Source organism: Zavarzinia sp. CC-PAN008, assembly GCF_051903925.1.
Taxonomy (GTDB): domain Bacteria; phylum Pseudomonadota; class Alphaproteobacteria; order Zavarziniales; family Zavarziniaceae.
In genome coordinates this window covers 3,896,506-3,911,604 of sequence record NZ_CP173678.1, presented here as the reverse complement: position 1 = coordinate 3,911,604, position 15,099 = coordinate 3,896,506, and the positions used below count along the sequence as shown (strand labels likewise).

Genomic DNA, 15,099 nt, shown 5'->3' with positions numbered 1-15,099 from the left:
GCCTCAGCGCGTCCCTGGCGGGGCGATGCCCATTGCCTGCCATACCGCGTGCTGCCGATCGGGGGAGAGGGTGAACTGCCCCAGGTCGTGCTCGACGAGCACCGTGTCGCCCGTGCGCGTCGCCAGCGCCACGCCCGTCATGCCGTCGGGACCCAGGCGCAGCGGGTCCTTCTGGACACGCTCGCGGACCCTCCGCCGCATGCCCATGCGGTCGCGCCATTCATAATGCCAGACGATCTTTTCCGGGATGTGCGCGTTCTGGAAGCGGAAGGCCGGCCGGTAGCGGCGGCGCTTCAGCTCGACCAGGACCGGGCGGCCGGTCGGACCGGCGGCGTCCTCCAGGATGGCGCGACGGCGGCGACGCTGCCATTGGCCCCAGCCCAGCAAAGCCGGTGTCCAGAGGATAAAGAGCAGGATGACCAGCCATTGCCATTCCACGCGGCCCAGGTGCAGCGCCCAGCGCTGGCCCAGCGTCGGGCTTGCCAGGTCCAGGCCGGGCAGGTTGCGGTCGACCTGGACGCGGTAGAGATCGAGCTCCGGCCGCGGCGGCAGGGCGACCGGGCTGCGCAGCACGGCGGTCCAGCTGTCGGCGTTGCCATAGGCATTGGTGTAGCGCAGGTCCAGCAGGCAGACGTGATCGCCCGGTGCTTCCTGGCTGCAGGTCGCCGCCGTTTCGGGCCGGCGCGCCTCCAGCTCGCCCAGGCCAAGGCGCACGGCGGTGTCGCGCAGGACCTGTCCCTGGGTGGCACCGATCAGGTCGCTGGCGACCAGGAAGGTGGTCAGACCGCCCAGAACCAGTCCGAACACGACCATGAACAGCCACATCCACCACAGGTTGGCCGGCGGCTTCAGCGGCAGGGGGGTGGCCAGGGCCCTGAGCAGCGCGTCCGCACCGGCCATCCCAAGTGCCCCTAGAGCGTGCCGACCTGGGCGCGGTGGCGGAGCAGGTGGTCGGCCAGGACGCAGGCCATCATCGCCTCCCCCACCGGGACGGCGCGAATGCCGACGCAAGGGTCGTGCCGGCCCTTGGTCAGGACCTCCGCATCCTGGCCGTCGCGCGTGACCGTCCGGCGCGGCAGCAGGATGGACGAGGTCGGCTTGACGGCGAAGCGCGCGACCACGTCCTGCCCGGTCGAGATGCCGCCCAGGATGCCACCGGCATGATTGGACCCGAACGCGATCGCATTGCCCGCCATGCGCATCTCGTCGGCATTGTCCTCGCCGCGCAGGGCGGCCGCGGCAAAGCCGTCGCCGATCTCCACCCCCTTGACGGCATTGATGCTCATCAGGGCGGCGGCCAGGTCGGCGTCCAGCTTGCCATAGAGGGGCGCGCCCAGGCCCGCGGGCACGCCGCTGGCCACGACTTCGATCACCGCGCCGACCGAGGAGCCGGCCTTGCGCACGCCATCCAGCAGGCCTTCCCAGTCCTGGGCGGCGATGGGATCGGGGCAGAAGAACGGGTTGCGATCGACAGCGTCCCAGTCCCAGCGGCTGCGGTCGATCACGCTGCTGCCCACCTGGACCAGGGCGCCGCGGATGGTCACGCCGCTGCCCAGGATCGCCCGCGCGACCGCCCCGGCCGCGACACGGGCCGCGGTTTCCCGGGCGGAGGAGCGGCCGCCACCCCGGGGATCGCGGATGCCGTACTTGGCCTGGTAGGTGACGTCGGCATGGCCGGGGCGGAACTTGGCCGCGACGTCGGAATAGTCCTTGGACCGATGGTCCACGTTCTCGATCAGCAGGCTGATCGGCGTGCCGGTGGTCTGGCCCTCATAGGTGCCGGACAGGATGCGCACGGCGTCCGGCTCCTGCCGCTGGGTCACGAAGCGCGACTGGCCGGGCCGCCTGCGGTCCAGCCAGGGCTGGATGTCGGCCTCGGTCAGGGGCAGGCGGGGCGGCGTGCCATCGACGACGCAGCCCAAGGCCGGGCCATGGCTTTCGCCCCAGGTCGTGACCCGGAACAGGTGGCCGAACGTGTTGTGGGACATGGGACGCCTGCGGGTGCGCGCCGCCTCAGACGGTCGCGATGTCGGGTGCGTCGACCGCCTTCATGCCGACGACGTGATAGCCCGAATCGACGTGGTGCACCTCGCCCGTCACGCCGCGCGACAGGTCGCTGATCAGGTACACGCCGGCGTCGCCCACCTCGTCGATGGTGACGTTGCGCTTCAGCGGCGAGTTGTACTCGTTCCACTTCAGGATGTAGCGGAAATCGCCGATGGCGGAGGCGGCCAGCGTCTTGATCGGGCCGGCGGAAATCGCGTTGACGCGGATCCCCTTGGCGCCCAGGTCGACGGCCAGGTAGCGGACGCTCGCCTCCAGCGCGGCCTTCGCCACACCCATCACGTTGTAGTGCGGGGTCACCTTCTCGGCCCCGTAATAGCTCAGCGTGATCAGGCTGCCGCCATTGTTCATCAGGGCTTCCGCACGCTTGGCGATGGCCGTGAACGAGTAGCAGGAGATGCTGAGCGACTGGGCGAAGTTCTCGGGGCTGGTGTCGATGTAGCGGCCCTTGAGCTCGTCCTTGTCCGAATAGGCGATCGCGTGGATCACGAAGTCCAGGCCGCCCCATGCCTCATTCACGGCGGCGAAGGCGGCATCCAGGCTGGCGAGATCCGACACGTCGCACGGCAGCACGATGCTGGACCCGACCTGTTCCGCCAGCGGGCGGACACGTTTCGCAAGGGCGTCGCCCTGGTAGGTGAAGGCCAGTTCCGCACCATGGTCGTGTGCCGACTTTGCGATGCCCCAGGCGATGGACCGATCGTTGGCGACGCCCATGACGAGCCCCTTCTTGCCGCTGAGCAGTCGCGTCCCAACCGTCATTCTGTGATTCCCAACATCCCGAAAAACGGCCGCATCCTAGCCGCTGGCTGGCGCCGCTTCAAACCTGTCCGGCGCGGGGCAGACCCTATGTCCCAGGGCGCCTCATCGCGCCATGCGGCCGCGCACCTCGTAGGGGTGGCGGTCGGCCAGGTCCTTGGCCAGCGCCTGGATCGTCGCGTCGTGCTCGTCGGGCAGCATCAGGCGCAGCGTGACCAGCTGGTCGCCGCGCGTCTTCAGCACGTCGTCGGGCACGCCCTTGCCGCGCAGGCGCAGGACGGTGCCGCCATTCGACCAGGGCGGAATGGTCAGCGAGACGGGGCCGTCGATGGTCGGTGCCACGACCTTGGCCCCCAGGACCGCCTCGTACAGCGTCACCGGCAGGTCGACCAGGATGTCGTCGCCCCGCCGGGAGAAGACGGGGTGCGGCTCGACCGCGATCTCGACCAGGGCGTCGCCGGCCAAGGCAGGGCCGGGGCCCGGCTCCCCCTTGCCCGACAGGCGGATGATCTCGCCCGACATCGTGCCGGCGGGGATCGTCACGCGGAAGCCGCCGTCCGGCCGCTCGATCGACTTCACGGTCCCGTTGATGCTGTCCAGGAACCCGATGGTCAGGGAATAGGAGCGGTCGGCGCCGCGCGTGCGCTTGGCCTGGCCCGGCGACTGCGATTCCTTGCGCGCCCGCATCTTGGCCAGCAGGTCCGAGATGACGTCGTCCTGGCTGCGGCCGAACTTGACGCCGGGGCCCTCGTGCCGGGGCGGCGGCTCGCCCTCGGCCTTGCCCCGGGGGGGCGCGTCGGCGCGGGTGCCGCCCTGCGCGCCAGACTTGCGCGTCGCGCCGTCCGCCTTGGCCTTGGGCGGCTCCTCCTGCTCGATATGGTTGCCCCAGCCGTCGATTTCCCCCCGGTCATAGCGCGCCCGCATGATGGGATCGCCGAGCAGGGAATAGGCGGCGGCGACTTCCTTGAAGCGCTCCGCGATCGCCGGGTCACCGGGATGCAGGTCGGGATGCAGTTCCTTGGCGCGCTTGCGATACGCGCGCTTCAGGTCGGCGTCCGAGATGTCGCGCGCGACACCGAGGATCGAATAGGGCTCGAACATGGGAGGTCGAGCCTAGAACGGCATTCAGCAAAAGTCTCGCCATCCGCGCGCGGCAGGAGCGCCGCGCGAGGGATGGCATCGCGGCCCGGCGCCTCAGGGCGCCGGGCCGCGTTCACGGCCGGACCGGGTGGGTCCGATCAGGAATTGGCGATGCGCCAGCTGCCATCCGGCTGACGGCAGGCCGTGCCATAGGCGTTCTGAGTGCGGCCGCCGACGACGATCGTCTGCTGGTACTCGCGGCAGGTCTCGCCATACTGGTTCTGGTAGGCCTGCTGCGGCACCACGGTGCCGTAGTTGCCGCTGTCCGGATTGCGCCATTCGGCAGGGCGGCCAGAGGGATAGGTCTCGAACGCGCTCTGGGCGGAGCGCTCGGCGTACATCTGGTCATTGCGGTCCAGCGACGCGCCGACGCTGCCGCCCAGGAAGGCGCCCAGCAGGCCGCCAGCAACAGTCGCCGCGATGCGGCCGGAGCCCGAGCCGAACTGGTTGCCCAGCAGCGCGCCGGCGCCGGCGCCCAGGACGGCGCCGCCGGTCTGCTTCGGCCCATAACCGCCATAGCCCTGCTGGCAGGCGCCGAGCGTCAGGGCCGCCGCGGCGACCAGGGCAATCATGGGTGCACGCATAATTCTCAACCTCGGCTGTGGTGACGGACAGCGCCACGGCTCCGCAGCAATCTGGTCCGCAGCAAATCTGGGTGTCCCTGGCGATTCTGACGCCTCGCCAGGACCGTGACAATATGGCTGAACCCCTAAGTAGAGGCCACGATTGTCACAGGGATCTAGGATCGGTCACACATTTCTGTCTGTGATAACGGTCACGGCGCCCCGGCGTTCCTTGCGCAGGCGGAGGCATGGGCGACCGCAGCGAGAAGGTCCGGCATGAGCGACTTCCTGGAATTCGAGGCACAGCCGGGCGGCGGCGTCGCCCTGGCCGAACCCTATCAGCGCTTTGCCGCGTGGCTGGCCGCGGCGCAGGCGTCGGAGCCCAACGACCACAATGCGATGACCCTGGCGACCGTGGGGCCGGATGGCGCGCCATCGGCCCGCATCGTGCTGCTGAAGGGCCAGGATCTGGCGGGGTTCGTCTTCTATACCAATTTCGGCAGCCGCAAGAGCCGCGAGCTGGAGGCCAATCCGCATGCGGCGCTGGCCTTCCACTGGAAGTCGCTGCGCCGCCAGGTGCGGGTGGAGGGCACGGTCGCCCACGCGACGGAGGCCGAGGCCGACGCCTATTTCGCGACGCGCGCCCGGGTCTCGCAGATCGGCGCGCGCGCCTCGCTGCAGTCGCGGCCATTGGCCGCCCGATCCGAGCTCGAGGCCAAGGTGGCGGAGATCGAGCAGCAGTTCGCCGGGCGCGACATTCCCCGGCCGCCCGAATGGGGCGGCTGGCGGCTGACGCCGAAGCGCATCGAGTTCTGGCAGGACCGCCCGTTCCGACTGCACGACCGCCTGCTGTACGAGCGTCAGGGCGAGGGCTGGGCCACGACGCGGCTCTATCCCTGACTTCGATGGCAGCGGCTCGGCCGGACGAGGCGGCGCTCGTCGCCTTCCTGGCCGATCCCGCGAGCCATGGCGGCCTGCCCGTCGAACGGCACGACACCCATGTATCGGTCGTGGTCCTGGCGGGCGAGCGCGCGCTGAAGCTGAAGCGCGCGGTTGATCGCGGCTATCTGGACCAGTCGACGGCCGAACGGCGGCGCCTTGCCTGTGCCGCCGAACTGCGGCTGAACCGGGCCTGGGCGCCGGGCCTGTACCTGGGCCTGCAACCCATCCTGGCGCGGCCGGGGGGCCTTGCCCTGGGACCGCTGCGGCCGGCGGCGGAGGCTGGCCCCGGCGAGGACGTGGTCGACTGGCTGGTGGTGATGCGGCGCTTCCCCACCGCCGATCGCCTGGACCACGTGCTGGCGGCCGGGCGGCTGGACGCGACGTTGGCCGCGGCGACGGCCGAGACGATCGGCGCGGTGCATCGCCACCTGGCCCCGGTGCCGGGTCCCAGCCGCCTGGCTGGCGCGGTGCGGCAGAATGCCGGCGACCTGCTGGCGGCGGACCTGCCGCCCGAGCGAGCGCGGGCCCTGGGCCAGGGCCTGGTCGCGGCCCATGCCCGCGTCCTGCCGGGGCTGGAGGCGCGGGCGGCGGCGGGCCTGGTGCGGCGCTGCCACGGGGACCTGCACCTGGCCAACCTGTGCCTGCTTGACGGACGCCCCACGGCGTTCGATGCGCTGGAATTCTCCGAGGACCTGTCCACCATAGACGTGCTCCATGACCTGGCGTTCCTGGTGATGGACCTGCTGGCGCGTGGGCGGCGCGACCTGGCGCACCGCGTGCTGGACCGCTGGCTTGAGGTGACGGGCTGGCTGGACCAACTGGACGTCCTGCCGCTGTTCCTGGCCCTGCGTGCCGCGGTGCGGGCCCATGTCTCGGCCCGCATGGGGCAGCCGGACGGCGCCCGTGCCTATCTGGAGCTTGGCCTGGACCTGCTGCGGCCGGTGGCGCCGCGCCTGGTGGCCATTGGCGGCCTGTCGGGGACCGGCAAGACGACGCTGGCCCGCGCTCTGGCCCCGGCGTTCGGAGCGGCGCCGGGCGCGGTGATCCTCCGCTCCGACGTGCTGCGCAAGCAGCTGGCGGGCGTGCCGCCGGAACAGGCCCTGCCACCGGAGGCCTATGGCGTGGAAGCGGGGCGCGCCGTCTATGCCGAGCTGGTCCGGCGGGCGGACCTGCTGCTGCGCCAGGGATGCAGCGTCGTGCTGGACGCCGTCTTTGCCCGCGTGGCGGAGCGTGACGCCGCCGCGGCCGTGGCCCGCACCGTGGGCGTCGCCTTTGCGGGCCTGTGGCTGGACCTGCCGCTGGCGGAGCGGCTGGCGCGGGTGGCGGGGCGCCGCGGCGATGCCTCGGACGCGGGCGTGGCCCAGGTCCAGGCGCAGGAGTCCTATGACCTGGGGCCGATCGCCTGGACCCGGCTGGCCGCGGGGCCGGACCTGGTCGCGCGGGCGCGGGCGGTGCTGCCGGACTGACCGGTCAGCGCGCGGGCGGCAGCGCGAAGGCTGCGATGCTGTCGCTGCGCCCGACATCGGCCAGCGGATGGCCGGCCGCTGCGATGACGACATATTGCCGGCCGCCCACCGCATAGGTCATCGGCGTTGCCTGGCCGCCGGCGGGCAGGGGACCCGCCCACACTTCGCGCCCCGTATCCAGGTCGAACGCGCGCAGGACGGGCTCCAGCGCGGCACCGATGAACACAAGGCCGCCATCGGTCACCAGCGGCCCGCCGAAATTGGGCGTGCCCCACGGGAAGGCCAGGCCCAGCGGCGCCAGCGACTGCGTCGTGCCCAGCGGTACCTCCCACGCGAGCCGGCTGCTGCCGGGGCCATCGGGGTCCAGGTCAACCGCCGTCAGCGCGCCCCAGGGCGGCGGGTTGCAGGGCAGGCCCAGCGGCGAGAGGAGCAGTTCCCGCCGCATGCCGAAAGGGGCCCCGGCCTGGGGCGAGACCTCCGCCCCCTCGGCCCGGCCACGGGTCCGCTCCGCCTCCAGGTCGGCCTGGGGGAACAGGCGCACGATGTGGATGGCGCGGCTGGTATTGACGACCAGGCGATTGCCCGCCGCCACCGCCAGGCCGCCCCAGTTGGCGCCGCCGCCGGTAAAGGGAAAGAACGCCGTGCCCTGCAGGCTGGGCGGGGTGAACAGGCCGTCATGGCGTAGGCCCTGCAGTCGTTCCCGGCATGCCTGGCGGTCAAAGGGCGTGACGCCAAAGGCCTGGTCCGGCGTGATCGCCTGCGGGGCCACGATCGGCAGGGTGGAAAAGGGCTGGGTGGGGGAGGCGACCTCACCCGGAATGTCGCTGGGCGGCACCGGCCGTTCCTCGACCCGATAGAGCGGCGCGCCGGTCTCGCGGTCGAGGACGAAGAGGAAGCCCATCTTGGTCGCGAAGGCCAGTGCCGGCACGTCGCGCCCGTCACGCCGCAGGGTCAGCAGGCTGGGCCCGGCGGGGATGTCGGCGTCCCACAGGTCGTGATGCACGGTCTGGAACGACCACACCACGGCGCCCGTGCTGGCCCGCAGCGCAACCATGCTGTTGGCATGCCGGTTGTCGCCCGGGCGCAGGCCGCCGAAGAAGTCGGGGCTGGGGCTGGACGTGGGGAGGAAGACCAGGTCCCGTTCCGGATCGGCGCTGATCGAGCCCCAGACATTGGCCTGGCCCGTGCGGGCGGCGCTGTCGCCGCCCCAGGTGGGGCTGGCAATCGGATCGTCGCCCCGCGGCACGGGGTCGAAGGTCCACAAGGGGCGGCCGTCGCGCATGGAGAAGGCGAAGACGGTGCCGTCGGCCGCGTCCGTGCGCTGGTTGTCGCCGCTGGCCGTACCCACCACCAGCGTGTCGCCGACGATGGCGGGGGCGGAGCTGAACTGCAATTCCCCCGGGCGGCTGAGGGCGCGGGCGGGAGCGACGGCGACCGTGCCGCCCTGGCCGAAGCCGGGACAAGGCTGCCCGCTTTGGGCATCGAGCGCGATGAGTCGGCGATCCGTCGTCGCCACGACCACGCGCCGGGCGCAGGCCGCCGCGGCATCGGCCGTCGCGTCCGTCCACTGCGCCAGGCCGCGGCAGTTGAACAGTTCCGACGGCTGGCGCGCCAGGTCGACCTGAGGGTCGAAGCGCCAGCGTTCCGTGCCCGTGGCCGGGTCCAGCGCGACGACGCGGGAGAAGGGGGTGCAGGCGACGAGGCTCGAGCCGGCCAGGATCGGCGTCACCTGCATCTTGGCCCGCTTCCACAGGGCGGGATGGGCCGCCATCTCGCCCGACGACCAGGTCCAGGCCGGGACCAAGTGCGCGACATTGCCCCGGTCGATCTGCGCCAATGTGGAGCGCCGGGAATGGCCGGCATCGCCGCCGACATTGGTCCAGCCGAGATCGTCGGCCACGGGCGCGGGGGGCGGGAGCGGGGCGGAGGCGTCCTGCGGCGGCCGGAACTGGTTGAGCCAGACGAAGCCGCCGCCCAGGCCGAGGCCGCCGATCAGCAGTGCGAGGGGAACGGCGTAACGGGCGCGCATGGAGCAACCTTCCCGTGGAGGATCGGCTCAGTTTAAATGAATGATCTGTTCAGTCAATGGCGTGGTATGAGCGGTGTTCTAGCTGGAGGATGACATGGCCCGACCCCGCGACGCAGGACGCTTGGCCCGGATCGCCGATGCGGCGCTTGGCGTCTTTGGCCGGTCTGGCTTCCGCCTGGCCCAGATGGCGGATGTCGCGCGGGCCTGCGGCCTGTCGCCGGGCACCCTCTATCTGTCGGTCGACAGCAAGGAGGCATTGCTGCACATCGCCGTACGTCATGCCCTGGGCCGCCTGGACGACGGCTATGCCGCCACGGGCCAGGCCACCGGCCTGGACGCGACGATCGCCCTCCTGCGCGAGGCGATGGGGGGCGCCGGCACGCGCTGGCCCCTGTTGCGGACGGCTGTGACCGCCCCGCCGCCGAGCGATGCGGCGGCGGAACTGGCGGCGATCATCGGCGAGATCCACGAACAGCTTTCCGCACAGCGACGCCTGATCTGGCTGCTGGACCATTGCGGGCGCGACCTGCCTGCGCTTGGCGCCTTCCTGGCGACGGCGATGCGCGGCGGCCTGCTGGCCGACCTTGAAGCCTATGCCCGGGCACGGGTGGCGCAGGGCCTGTTCGACCCCATCGCGGTGCGGCCCGGCACCTCGCGCGCGATCGTGGAACAGGTGTCGTGGCTGGCCATGCATCGCCACGCCGATGCCGATCCCCCGCCCCTGGACGACGCCGCGGCCCGGCGCCTGACCCAGGACCTGGCCTGTGCAACTTTGCTGCGCAAGAGGGCGCCATAGGATGCCAGACTGTCCCCGGCGGACCTGAAGCGGGCCGCCGCTCCGGCGGAGGAGGACGTGCGATGACGATCCGGAAGATCCTGGTACCGCATGACGGGATGAACGATTCGACGCCGGCGCTGGTGGCGGCGGCCGCCCTGGCCCGGCGTTTCGGAGCCGAGGTCGAGGTCTTCCACCCCCGACTGGACCCGGCGCAGACCGCGGCGATGATGGGGGTCGGCACGCCCGCGGTGGGGCTTGAGTTGCTGATCACGGCCAGCGAGAAGGAAGCCCGCCTGCGCGAGGACAAGGCGCGCGCCGCGTTCGACGCCTTCCTGCCGCAGGCCGGCGATGCCGTCGCGGCGCGTTTCGTCACGCGGACCGGGCCGCCGGAGGCGCTTCTCGCCTCGGCCGGGCGGCTGGCCGACCTGACCATCCTGGTCGGCGGCAGCCGCGATCATGAATCGCTGCTCGACTCCCTGGTCATGGCGACCGCGCGGCCGATCCTGCTGGTCCCGGCAGGGGCGGGGGGCGACCTGGCCGGGCCGGTGGTGGTGGCCTGGACCGACGCATTGCCGGCCGCGCGGGCGCTGCGCGCGGGCCTGCCCTTCCTGGCCGGGACGCCGGTCCATGTCCTGCACGTCGGCAGTGCGCGTGACACCGCCAACCTGCCGGAGGTGGGGCGCTATCTGGGCCTGCACGGTGTCGCCGCAACGACGGAGGTCCTGGACCCCGGCACGGGCAGTGCCGCCGCCGCCCTGATCGCGCGGGCCCAGGCGCTGGGTGCTGGGCTGCTGATCTCGGGCGCATACGGTCACAGCCGGCTGCGCGAGCTGGTCCTGGGCGGCACTACGCGGGAGCTGATCCAGTCCTGTCCCCTGCCGCTTCTCGTCGCGCACTGAGCGGCACCGGCCAAGTCCCTGGCGGGGACGCGGATTTGCGTCGCAAGCAGGCCAGCCCCATGGCCGGGGCTCGGCTGCCGCGGTGGCCCGGCCCGCCATTCGGCCCTACACTGCGGGCCGCAGTTCGGCGCGGGCCCCGTGCAGGCGCGGCCAGACCGGCCGAGCCGCCGGGGCATGGCGGTGACGGACTGGGCTGAAGGATCGAGATGGCCAGCAACCAGGAACGTCGCACCCTGATCCTCACCGGAGCCAGCCGGGGCATCGGCCACGCGACGGTCAAGCGCTTCTCCAGCGCCGGATGGCGGGTCATCACCTGCTCGCGCCAGCCGTTTCCGGAGGATTGCCCCTGGGAAATGGGGCCAGAGGATCACGTCACCGTCGACCTGGGCGATGTCGATGCCCTGCCGGCCGCGATCGAGGACATGCGCAGCCGACTGAACGGCGGGCCCCTGCATGCGCTGGTCAACAATGCCGGCATCTCGCCCAAAGGGGCGGGGGGTGCGCGGCTCAGCACGCTCGACACCGAGCCGCACCTGTGGCGCCACGTCTTCCAGGTCAATTTCATGGCGCCGATCATGCTGGCGCGCGGCCTGGTCAACGAGTTGAAGATGGTGCACGGCTCCGTCGTCAACGTGACCTCGATCGCGGGCTCGCGCGTGCATCCGTTTGCGGGGTCTGCCTATGCCACGTCCAAGGCGGCCCTCTCGGCCCTGACGCGGGAAATGGCGGCCGACTTCGGCCCGCTCGGCATTCGCGTCAACGCGATCGCGCCGGGCGAGATCGAGACGGCGATCCTGTCGCCGGGGACGGAAAAGCTGGTCGAGCAGATCCCGCTGCGCCGCCTGGGCAGCCCGGAAGAAGTCGCCAAGACGATCTACTTCCTGTGCACCGAGCAGTCGAGCTACGTCACCGGCTCCGAGATCCACATCAACGGCGGCCAGCACGTCTGAGGGTTGGCCCAGGTTCGGCGGTGTTCTTTCGCTTGCCGCACTCTCCATTCCTGCGTCACCCGGACAAACCGGGTGACGCAGGAAACTGAGAGGCGACCTACGCCGCGCGGAGCTGGGACTTGGTCACCCAGTCGTTCGCCTTGTCCAGGGCGCGGCCGAACTTGTCGAACATCTCGTCGATTTCGTCCGTCGTGATGATCAGCGGCGGGCAGAAGCCGATCGAATCGCCCATCGCGCGGATGATGAGGCCCTGCTCCTGCGCTTCCGCCTGGATGCGCGCACCCACCCCTTGTGTCGGCTGGAAGCTCTGCTTGGTGCGCTTGTCGGCGACCATTTCCAGCGCGCCGACCAGGCCCACGCCGCGGGCCTCGCCGACCAGGGGATGCTCGCCAAACGCCCGCAGCCGCTTCTGGAAGTGCGGCACGATCGAGCGGACATGGTCCAGGATCCGCCGCTTCTCATAGATTTCGAGCGTCCTGACCGCGACGGCCGCGGCGGCCGGGTGACCCGAATAGGTGAAGCCGTGGCCGAACGTTCCGATCTTCTTCGACGCCTCGACCATCGCCTGGAACATCGGCTCGTCGATGATGACGGCCGAGATCGGGAGATAGGCCGACGAGAGCTGCTTGGCGACCGACAGGCTGTTGGGCTCGATCCCATAGGTCTCGCAGCCGAACATGTTGCCGGTGCGGCCAAAGCCGGTAATGACCTCGTCCGCGATGAAGCGGATGTCGTACTTGGCCAGGACCTTCTGTACGGCGTCGAAATAGCCGGCCGGCGGTACGATCACGCCGCCCGCCCCCATGACCGGCTCCGCGATGAAGGAGGAGATCGTCTCCGGCCCCTCGCGCAGGATCAGCTCTTCCAGGTTCTGGGCCAGGCGGCCGGCGAACTGCTCCTCGGTCTCGCCCGGCTCGGCGCCACGGTAGAAGTGGGGCGTGTCGGTGTGGACGAAGCCGGCGATCGGCAGGTCGAAATCGCGGTGGTTGACCGGCAGGCCGGTCGCACTGCCGCTGGCGATGGTGATGCCGTGATAGCCCTTGATCCGGCCGATGATCTTTTTCTTGCTGTGCCGGCCGACGGCGTTGTTGCAGTACCAGGCCAGCTTGATCTGGCTGTCGTTCGCTTCCGAACCTGAATTGGCGAAGAACACCTTGGATGCCTGGAACGGCACCATCTCCTTCAGCTTCTCGGCCAGGATGATCGACGGCTCCGAACTCTTGGCCGAGAAGGCGTGATAGGTCGGCAGCTTGCGCATCTGCTCGACCGCCGCCTCGATCAGCTCCTCCTCGTTCCAGCCGAGCGAGGTGCACCACAGGCCGGACATGCCCTCGATATAGTCGCGCCCCGAATCGTCGAAGACGCGCACGCCGCGGCCCTCGGTGATGATGAGGGGACCCTTCTCGTGGTGGGTCGCCAGGTTGGTATAGGGATGGATCAGGTGCGCGATGTCGCGCGCTGCCATCGAGTTGCCCTGGATGCTCATCTGGCCGGCGCTCCCGTGCTGGTGTCGCTGATCCCCGGCGCGGCAGGCCGGGTCCGGGCTCTATTGAACGGGCGCGGCGGGGCGGGTGTCAAAGCCGCCTCTCAAACCTTGGTTGAGATCCTGCCATGCGTCTTGCGACGGGCTGCACAACCTGGGTTAGACTTGGGCTCTCACTGGCGGACGGATTGGCCCGATGGCCCTGGCCCATGCCCTGGACCGAACCCTGTTCGACTTGCTGGAGGCAAGCTTTCCCGGTCTGACCGCCCGCAGCCGGGAGGCGGAGCGCTGGGGCCAGGGCTGGCTGTCCCAGGGCTTTACCCAGCACGAGGCGGGGCGCGTCGTCGCCCATGTCGGGCTGATCCCGATCGACCTGGTCCTGGACGGCGCGGTGCGCCATGCGGGCTATGTCCACGCCGTGTGCACGGCCCCCGCCTATCGCCGTCAGGGCCGTTGTGCTGCCCTGATGCACGAGGTGCTGGCCCATTGCGACGGCCGGTTCGAGATGCTGGTCCTGTTCACGGAACAGCCGGAAATCTATGACGGCTTCGGCTTCCGGGTCGTGGCCGAACAATGCTTCGCGCTCGACGCCCCCGGCAGCGCCGGGGGCCTGGGCCTGCGCCGCCTGCGCAGCGTGCCCCAGGATGCGGCCCTTCTGGCCTGGCTGCTGGAGCGGCGGACCCCGGTATCCCGCGTGCTGGGCGTGGGGCCGGAGAAGACGATCTTCACCTTCAACGAATGTGCCAGTCCGCTGTTCGAACTGACCGGTCTCAACGCGGTCGTGTCATTGGAGGTCGAGGGCCCGGTGCTGCGGCTCTATGATGTCGTCGCGCTCGAACTCCCCAGCCTGGCGGACATCCTGGCGCGCATTCCGCGTGCGATCGAACGGGTGGAGTTCCATTTCTCTCCCGACCGCTTCACCGACCGTGCCGTGGCGGTCCCCGCCCGGCTTGAGGATGTGATGATGGTGCGCGGTCCCTTCCTGGATACCACCCGTGCCTTCATGCTGCCCCGGCCCGCGCGCTGAGCGCCGGCCAACAGAAGGGGGAGACGATGCGCTTCGCGGACAAGGTGGTGCTGGTGACGGGTGGCGGCTCAGGAATCGGGGCGGCGACCGTCCGGCGCTTCTCGGGCGAGGGGGCCAGCGTCGTCCTGGCTGGCCGCCGCATCGCCAGGCTGGAGGACGTGGCGGCCGACCTGCCGATGGGGCGGACATTGCCGGTCCAGGCCGACATCGCGGACGAGGCGGAGGTCGAGCGCCTGGTGGGCCGCACGATCGAGCGTTTCGGGCGCCTGGACGTGCTGGTCAACAATGCCGCGGTGTTCACCACGGGGCCGTTCGCGGCACTGGATGCCGCGGAGTGGCGGCGGATGATGGCGACCAATCTCGACGGCGTCTTTTTCTGTGCCAAGGCCGCCCTGCCGCACCTGGTTGCCGCCCGGGGCTCCATCGTCAATGTCGCCTCCGTCTCCGGCATCCGGGGCGACTGGGGGGCGGCCGGCTATGACGCGAGCAAGGGCGGGGTCGTCAACTTCACCCGGGCGCTTGCGCTGGACCTGGGCCGCCAGGGGGTGCGGGTCAATGCCGTGTGCCCCAGCTTCACCCTGACCGAGATGGTGCAGGAGGCGACCGCCAACGAGTCCTTCATGGCGCAGTTCCGCAAGCGCATACCGCTGGGCCGGCCCTGCGATCCGGCGGAAGTGGCCGCCGTCATCGCCTTCCTGGCCAGTGCCGATGCCAGCTTCGTCTCCGGCGCCATCCTGCCCGTCGACGGCGGCCTCAGCGCCTCCAACGGCCAGCCCCGGATCGGATGAGCGGTCAGGTCTTGGCCGTAGCCGCCTTGTCGCTGGCGAGAATGCCGGCAACGGCCCAGTCCGAGGGGGCGACTTCGGTCAGGACGACCTGGACCGCATCCGGTGTGGCGCCCGCAGTCGCGACGAACGCGTCGGTCAGCGCCTTCACCAGGGCGCGCTTCTGGTCCTGGGTGCGCCCGGGGTACATCTCGACACGGATCATGGGCATCAG

At 70.7% G+C, this 15,099-nt stretch carries 15 protein-coding genes; 7 read left to right on the top strand and 8 right to left on the bottom strand.

Going from position 1 to position 15,099, the window contains the following annotated elements; genetic code table 11:
• Positions 1-3: 3 nt before the first annotated feature.
• The 5 genes from ACI6GS_RS18295 to ACI6GS_RS18275 all read right to left on the bottom strand — a co-directional run bounded on the left by ACI6GS_RS18295 (position 4) and on the right by ACI6GS_RS18275 (position 4,547).
• Positions 4-900, bottom strand: a complete 897-nt coding sequence (locus ACI6GS_RS18295; RefSeq protein ID WP_439814899.1) for a hypothetical protein — start codon at positions 898-900, stop codon at positions 4-6.
• Between the two features lie 11 nt (positions 901-911).
• On the bottom strand, positions 912-1,988 hold the full coding sequence (gene aroC, locus ACI6GS_RS18290) for a chorismate synthase (protein WP_439814898.1): 1,077 nt from the start codon (positions 1,986-1,988) through the stop codon (positions 912-914).
• 25 nt (positions 1,989-2,013) lie between these two features.
• Entirely contained in the window at positions 2,014-2,826 is an 813-nt protein-coding gene (gene fabI, locus ACI6GS_RS18285; RefSeq protein WP_439814897.1) for an enoyl-ACP reductase FabI, read from the bottom strand.
• Positions 2,827-2,928: 102 nt separating this feature from the next.
• Positions 2,929-3,924, bottom strand: coding sequence for a DnaJ C-terminal domain-containing protein (locus tag ACI6GS_RS18280; protein WP_439814896.1), 996 nt, complete (start codon positions 3,922-3,924; stop codon positions 2,929-2,931).
• A 137-nt stretch (positions 3,925-4,061) separates the two neighbouring features.
• Entirely contained in the window at positions 4,062-4,547 is a 486-nt protein-coding gene (locus ACI6GS_RS18275; RefSeq protein ID WP_439814895.1) for an RT0821/Lpp0805 family surface protein, read from the bottom strand.
• A gap of 255 nt (positions 4,548-4,802) precedes the next feature.
• Here ACI6GS_RS18275 and pdxH point away from each other — a divergent pair, with 255 nt between their 5' ends.
• The gene (gene pdxH / locus ACI6GS_RS18270) at positions 4,803-5,426 is read left to right on the top strand and encodes a pyridoxamine 5'-phosphate oxidase (protein ID WP_439814894.1); all 624 of its coding nucleotides are present in this window, start codon (positions 4,803-4,805) and stop codon (positions 5,424-5,426) included.
• A gap of 5 nt (positions 5,427-5,431) precedes the next feature.
• Positions 5,432-6,934, top strand: coding sequence for an AAA family ATPase (locus ACI6GS_RS18265; RefSeq protein WP_439814893.1), 1,503 nt, complete (start codon positions 5,432-5,434; stop codon positions 6,932-6,934).
• 4 nt (positions 6,935-6,938) lie between these two features.
• Here the strand turns inward: ACI6GS_RS18265 and ACI6GS_RS18260 are convergent, their stop codons facing one another.
• On the bottom strand, positions 6,939-8,963 hold the full coding sequence (locus ACI6GS_RS18260; RefSeq protein ID WP_439814892.1) for a pyrroloquinoline quinone-dependent dehydrogenase: 2,025 nt from the start codon (positions 8,961-8,963) through the stop codon (positions 6,939-6,941).
• A 94-nt stretch (positions 8,964-9,057) separates the two neighbouring features.
• On the opposite strand from ACI6GS_RS18260, the gene ACI6GS_RS18255 reads away from it, so the two are divergent.
• From ACI6GS_RS18255 to ACI6GS_RS18245, 3 genes are all read left to right on the top strand, one after another.
• Positions 9,058-9,759: a TetR/AcrR family transcriptional regulator gene (locus tag ACI6GS_RS18255; RefSeq protein ID WP_439814891.1), complete on the top strand. Its 702-nt coding sequence runs from the start codon at positions 9,058-9,060 to the stop codon at positions 9,757-9,759.
• 62 nt (positions 9,760-9,821) lie between these two features.
• Positions 9,822-10,640 carry a universal stress protein gene (locus tag ACI6GS_RS18250; RefSeq protein ID WP_439814890.1) on the top strand — a complete coding sequence of 273 codons (819 nt, stop codon included), beginning with the start codon at positions 9,822-9,824 and terminating at the stop codon, positions 10,638-10,640.
• A 206-nt stretch (positions 10,641-10,846) separates the two neighbouring features.
• The gene (locus tag ACI6GS_RS18245) at positions 10,847-11,590 is read left to right on the top strand and encodes an SDR family NAD(P)-dependent oxidoreductase (protein WP_439814889.1); all 744 of its coding nucleotides are present in this window, start codon (positions 10,847-10,849) and stop codon (positions 11,588-11,590) included.
• Between the two features lie 97 nt (positions 11,591-11,687).
• On the opposite strand, the gene ACI6GS_RS18240 is transcribed toward ACI6GS_RS18245, so the two are convergent.
• On the bottom strand, positions 11,688-13,076 hold the full coding sequence (locus ACI6GS_RS18240) for an aspartate aminotransferase family protein (RefSeq protein WP_439814888.1): 1,389 nt from the start codon (positions 13,074-13,076) through the stop codon (positions 11,688-11,690).
• Positions 13,077-13,269: 193 nt separating this feature from the next.
• Between ACI6GS_RS18240 and ACI6GS_RS18235 the strand changes: the two genes are divergently transcribed.
• On the top strand, positions 13,270-14,100 hold the full coding sequence (locus ACI6GS_RS18235) for a GNAT family N-acetyltransferase (RefSeq protein WP_439814887.1): 831 nt from the start codon (positions 13,270-13,272) through the stop codon (positions 14,098-14,100).
• A gap of 26 nt (positions 14,101-14,126) precedes the next feature.
• Positions 14,127-14,888, top strand: coding sequence for an SDR family NAD(P)-dependent oxidoreductase (locus ACI6GS_RS18230; protein ID WP_439814886.1), 762 nt, complete (start codon positions 14,127-14,129; stop codon positions 14,886-14,888).
• A gap of 4 nt (positions 14,889-14,892) precedes the next feature.
• Here the strand turns inward: ACI6GS_RS18230 and ACI6GS_RS18225 are convergent, their stop codons facing one another.
• A complete protein-coding gene (locus ACI6GS_RS18225; RefSeq protein ID WP_439814885.1) occupies positions 14,893-15,096 on the bottom strand; it encodes a 2-hydroxymuconate tautomerase in 204 nt (67 codons plus the stop codon).
• Positions 15,097-15,099: the final 3 nt, after the last annotated feature.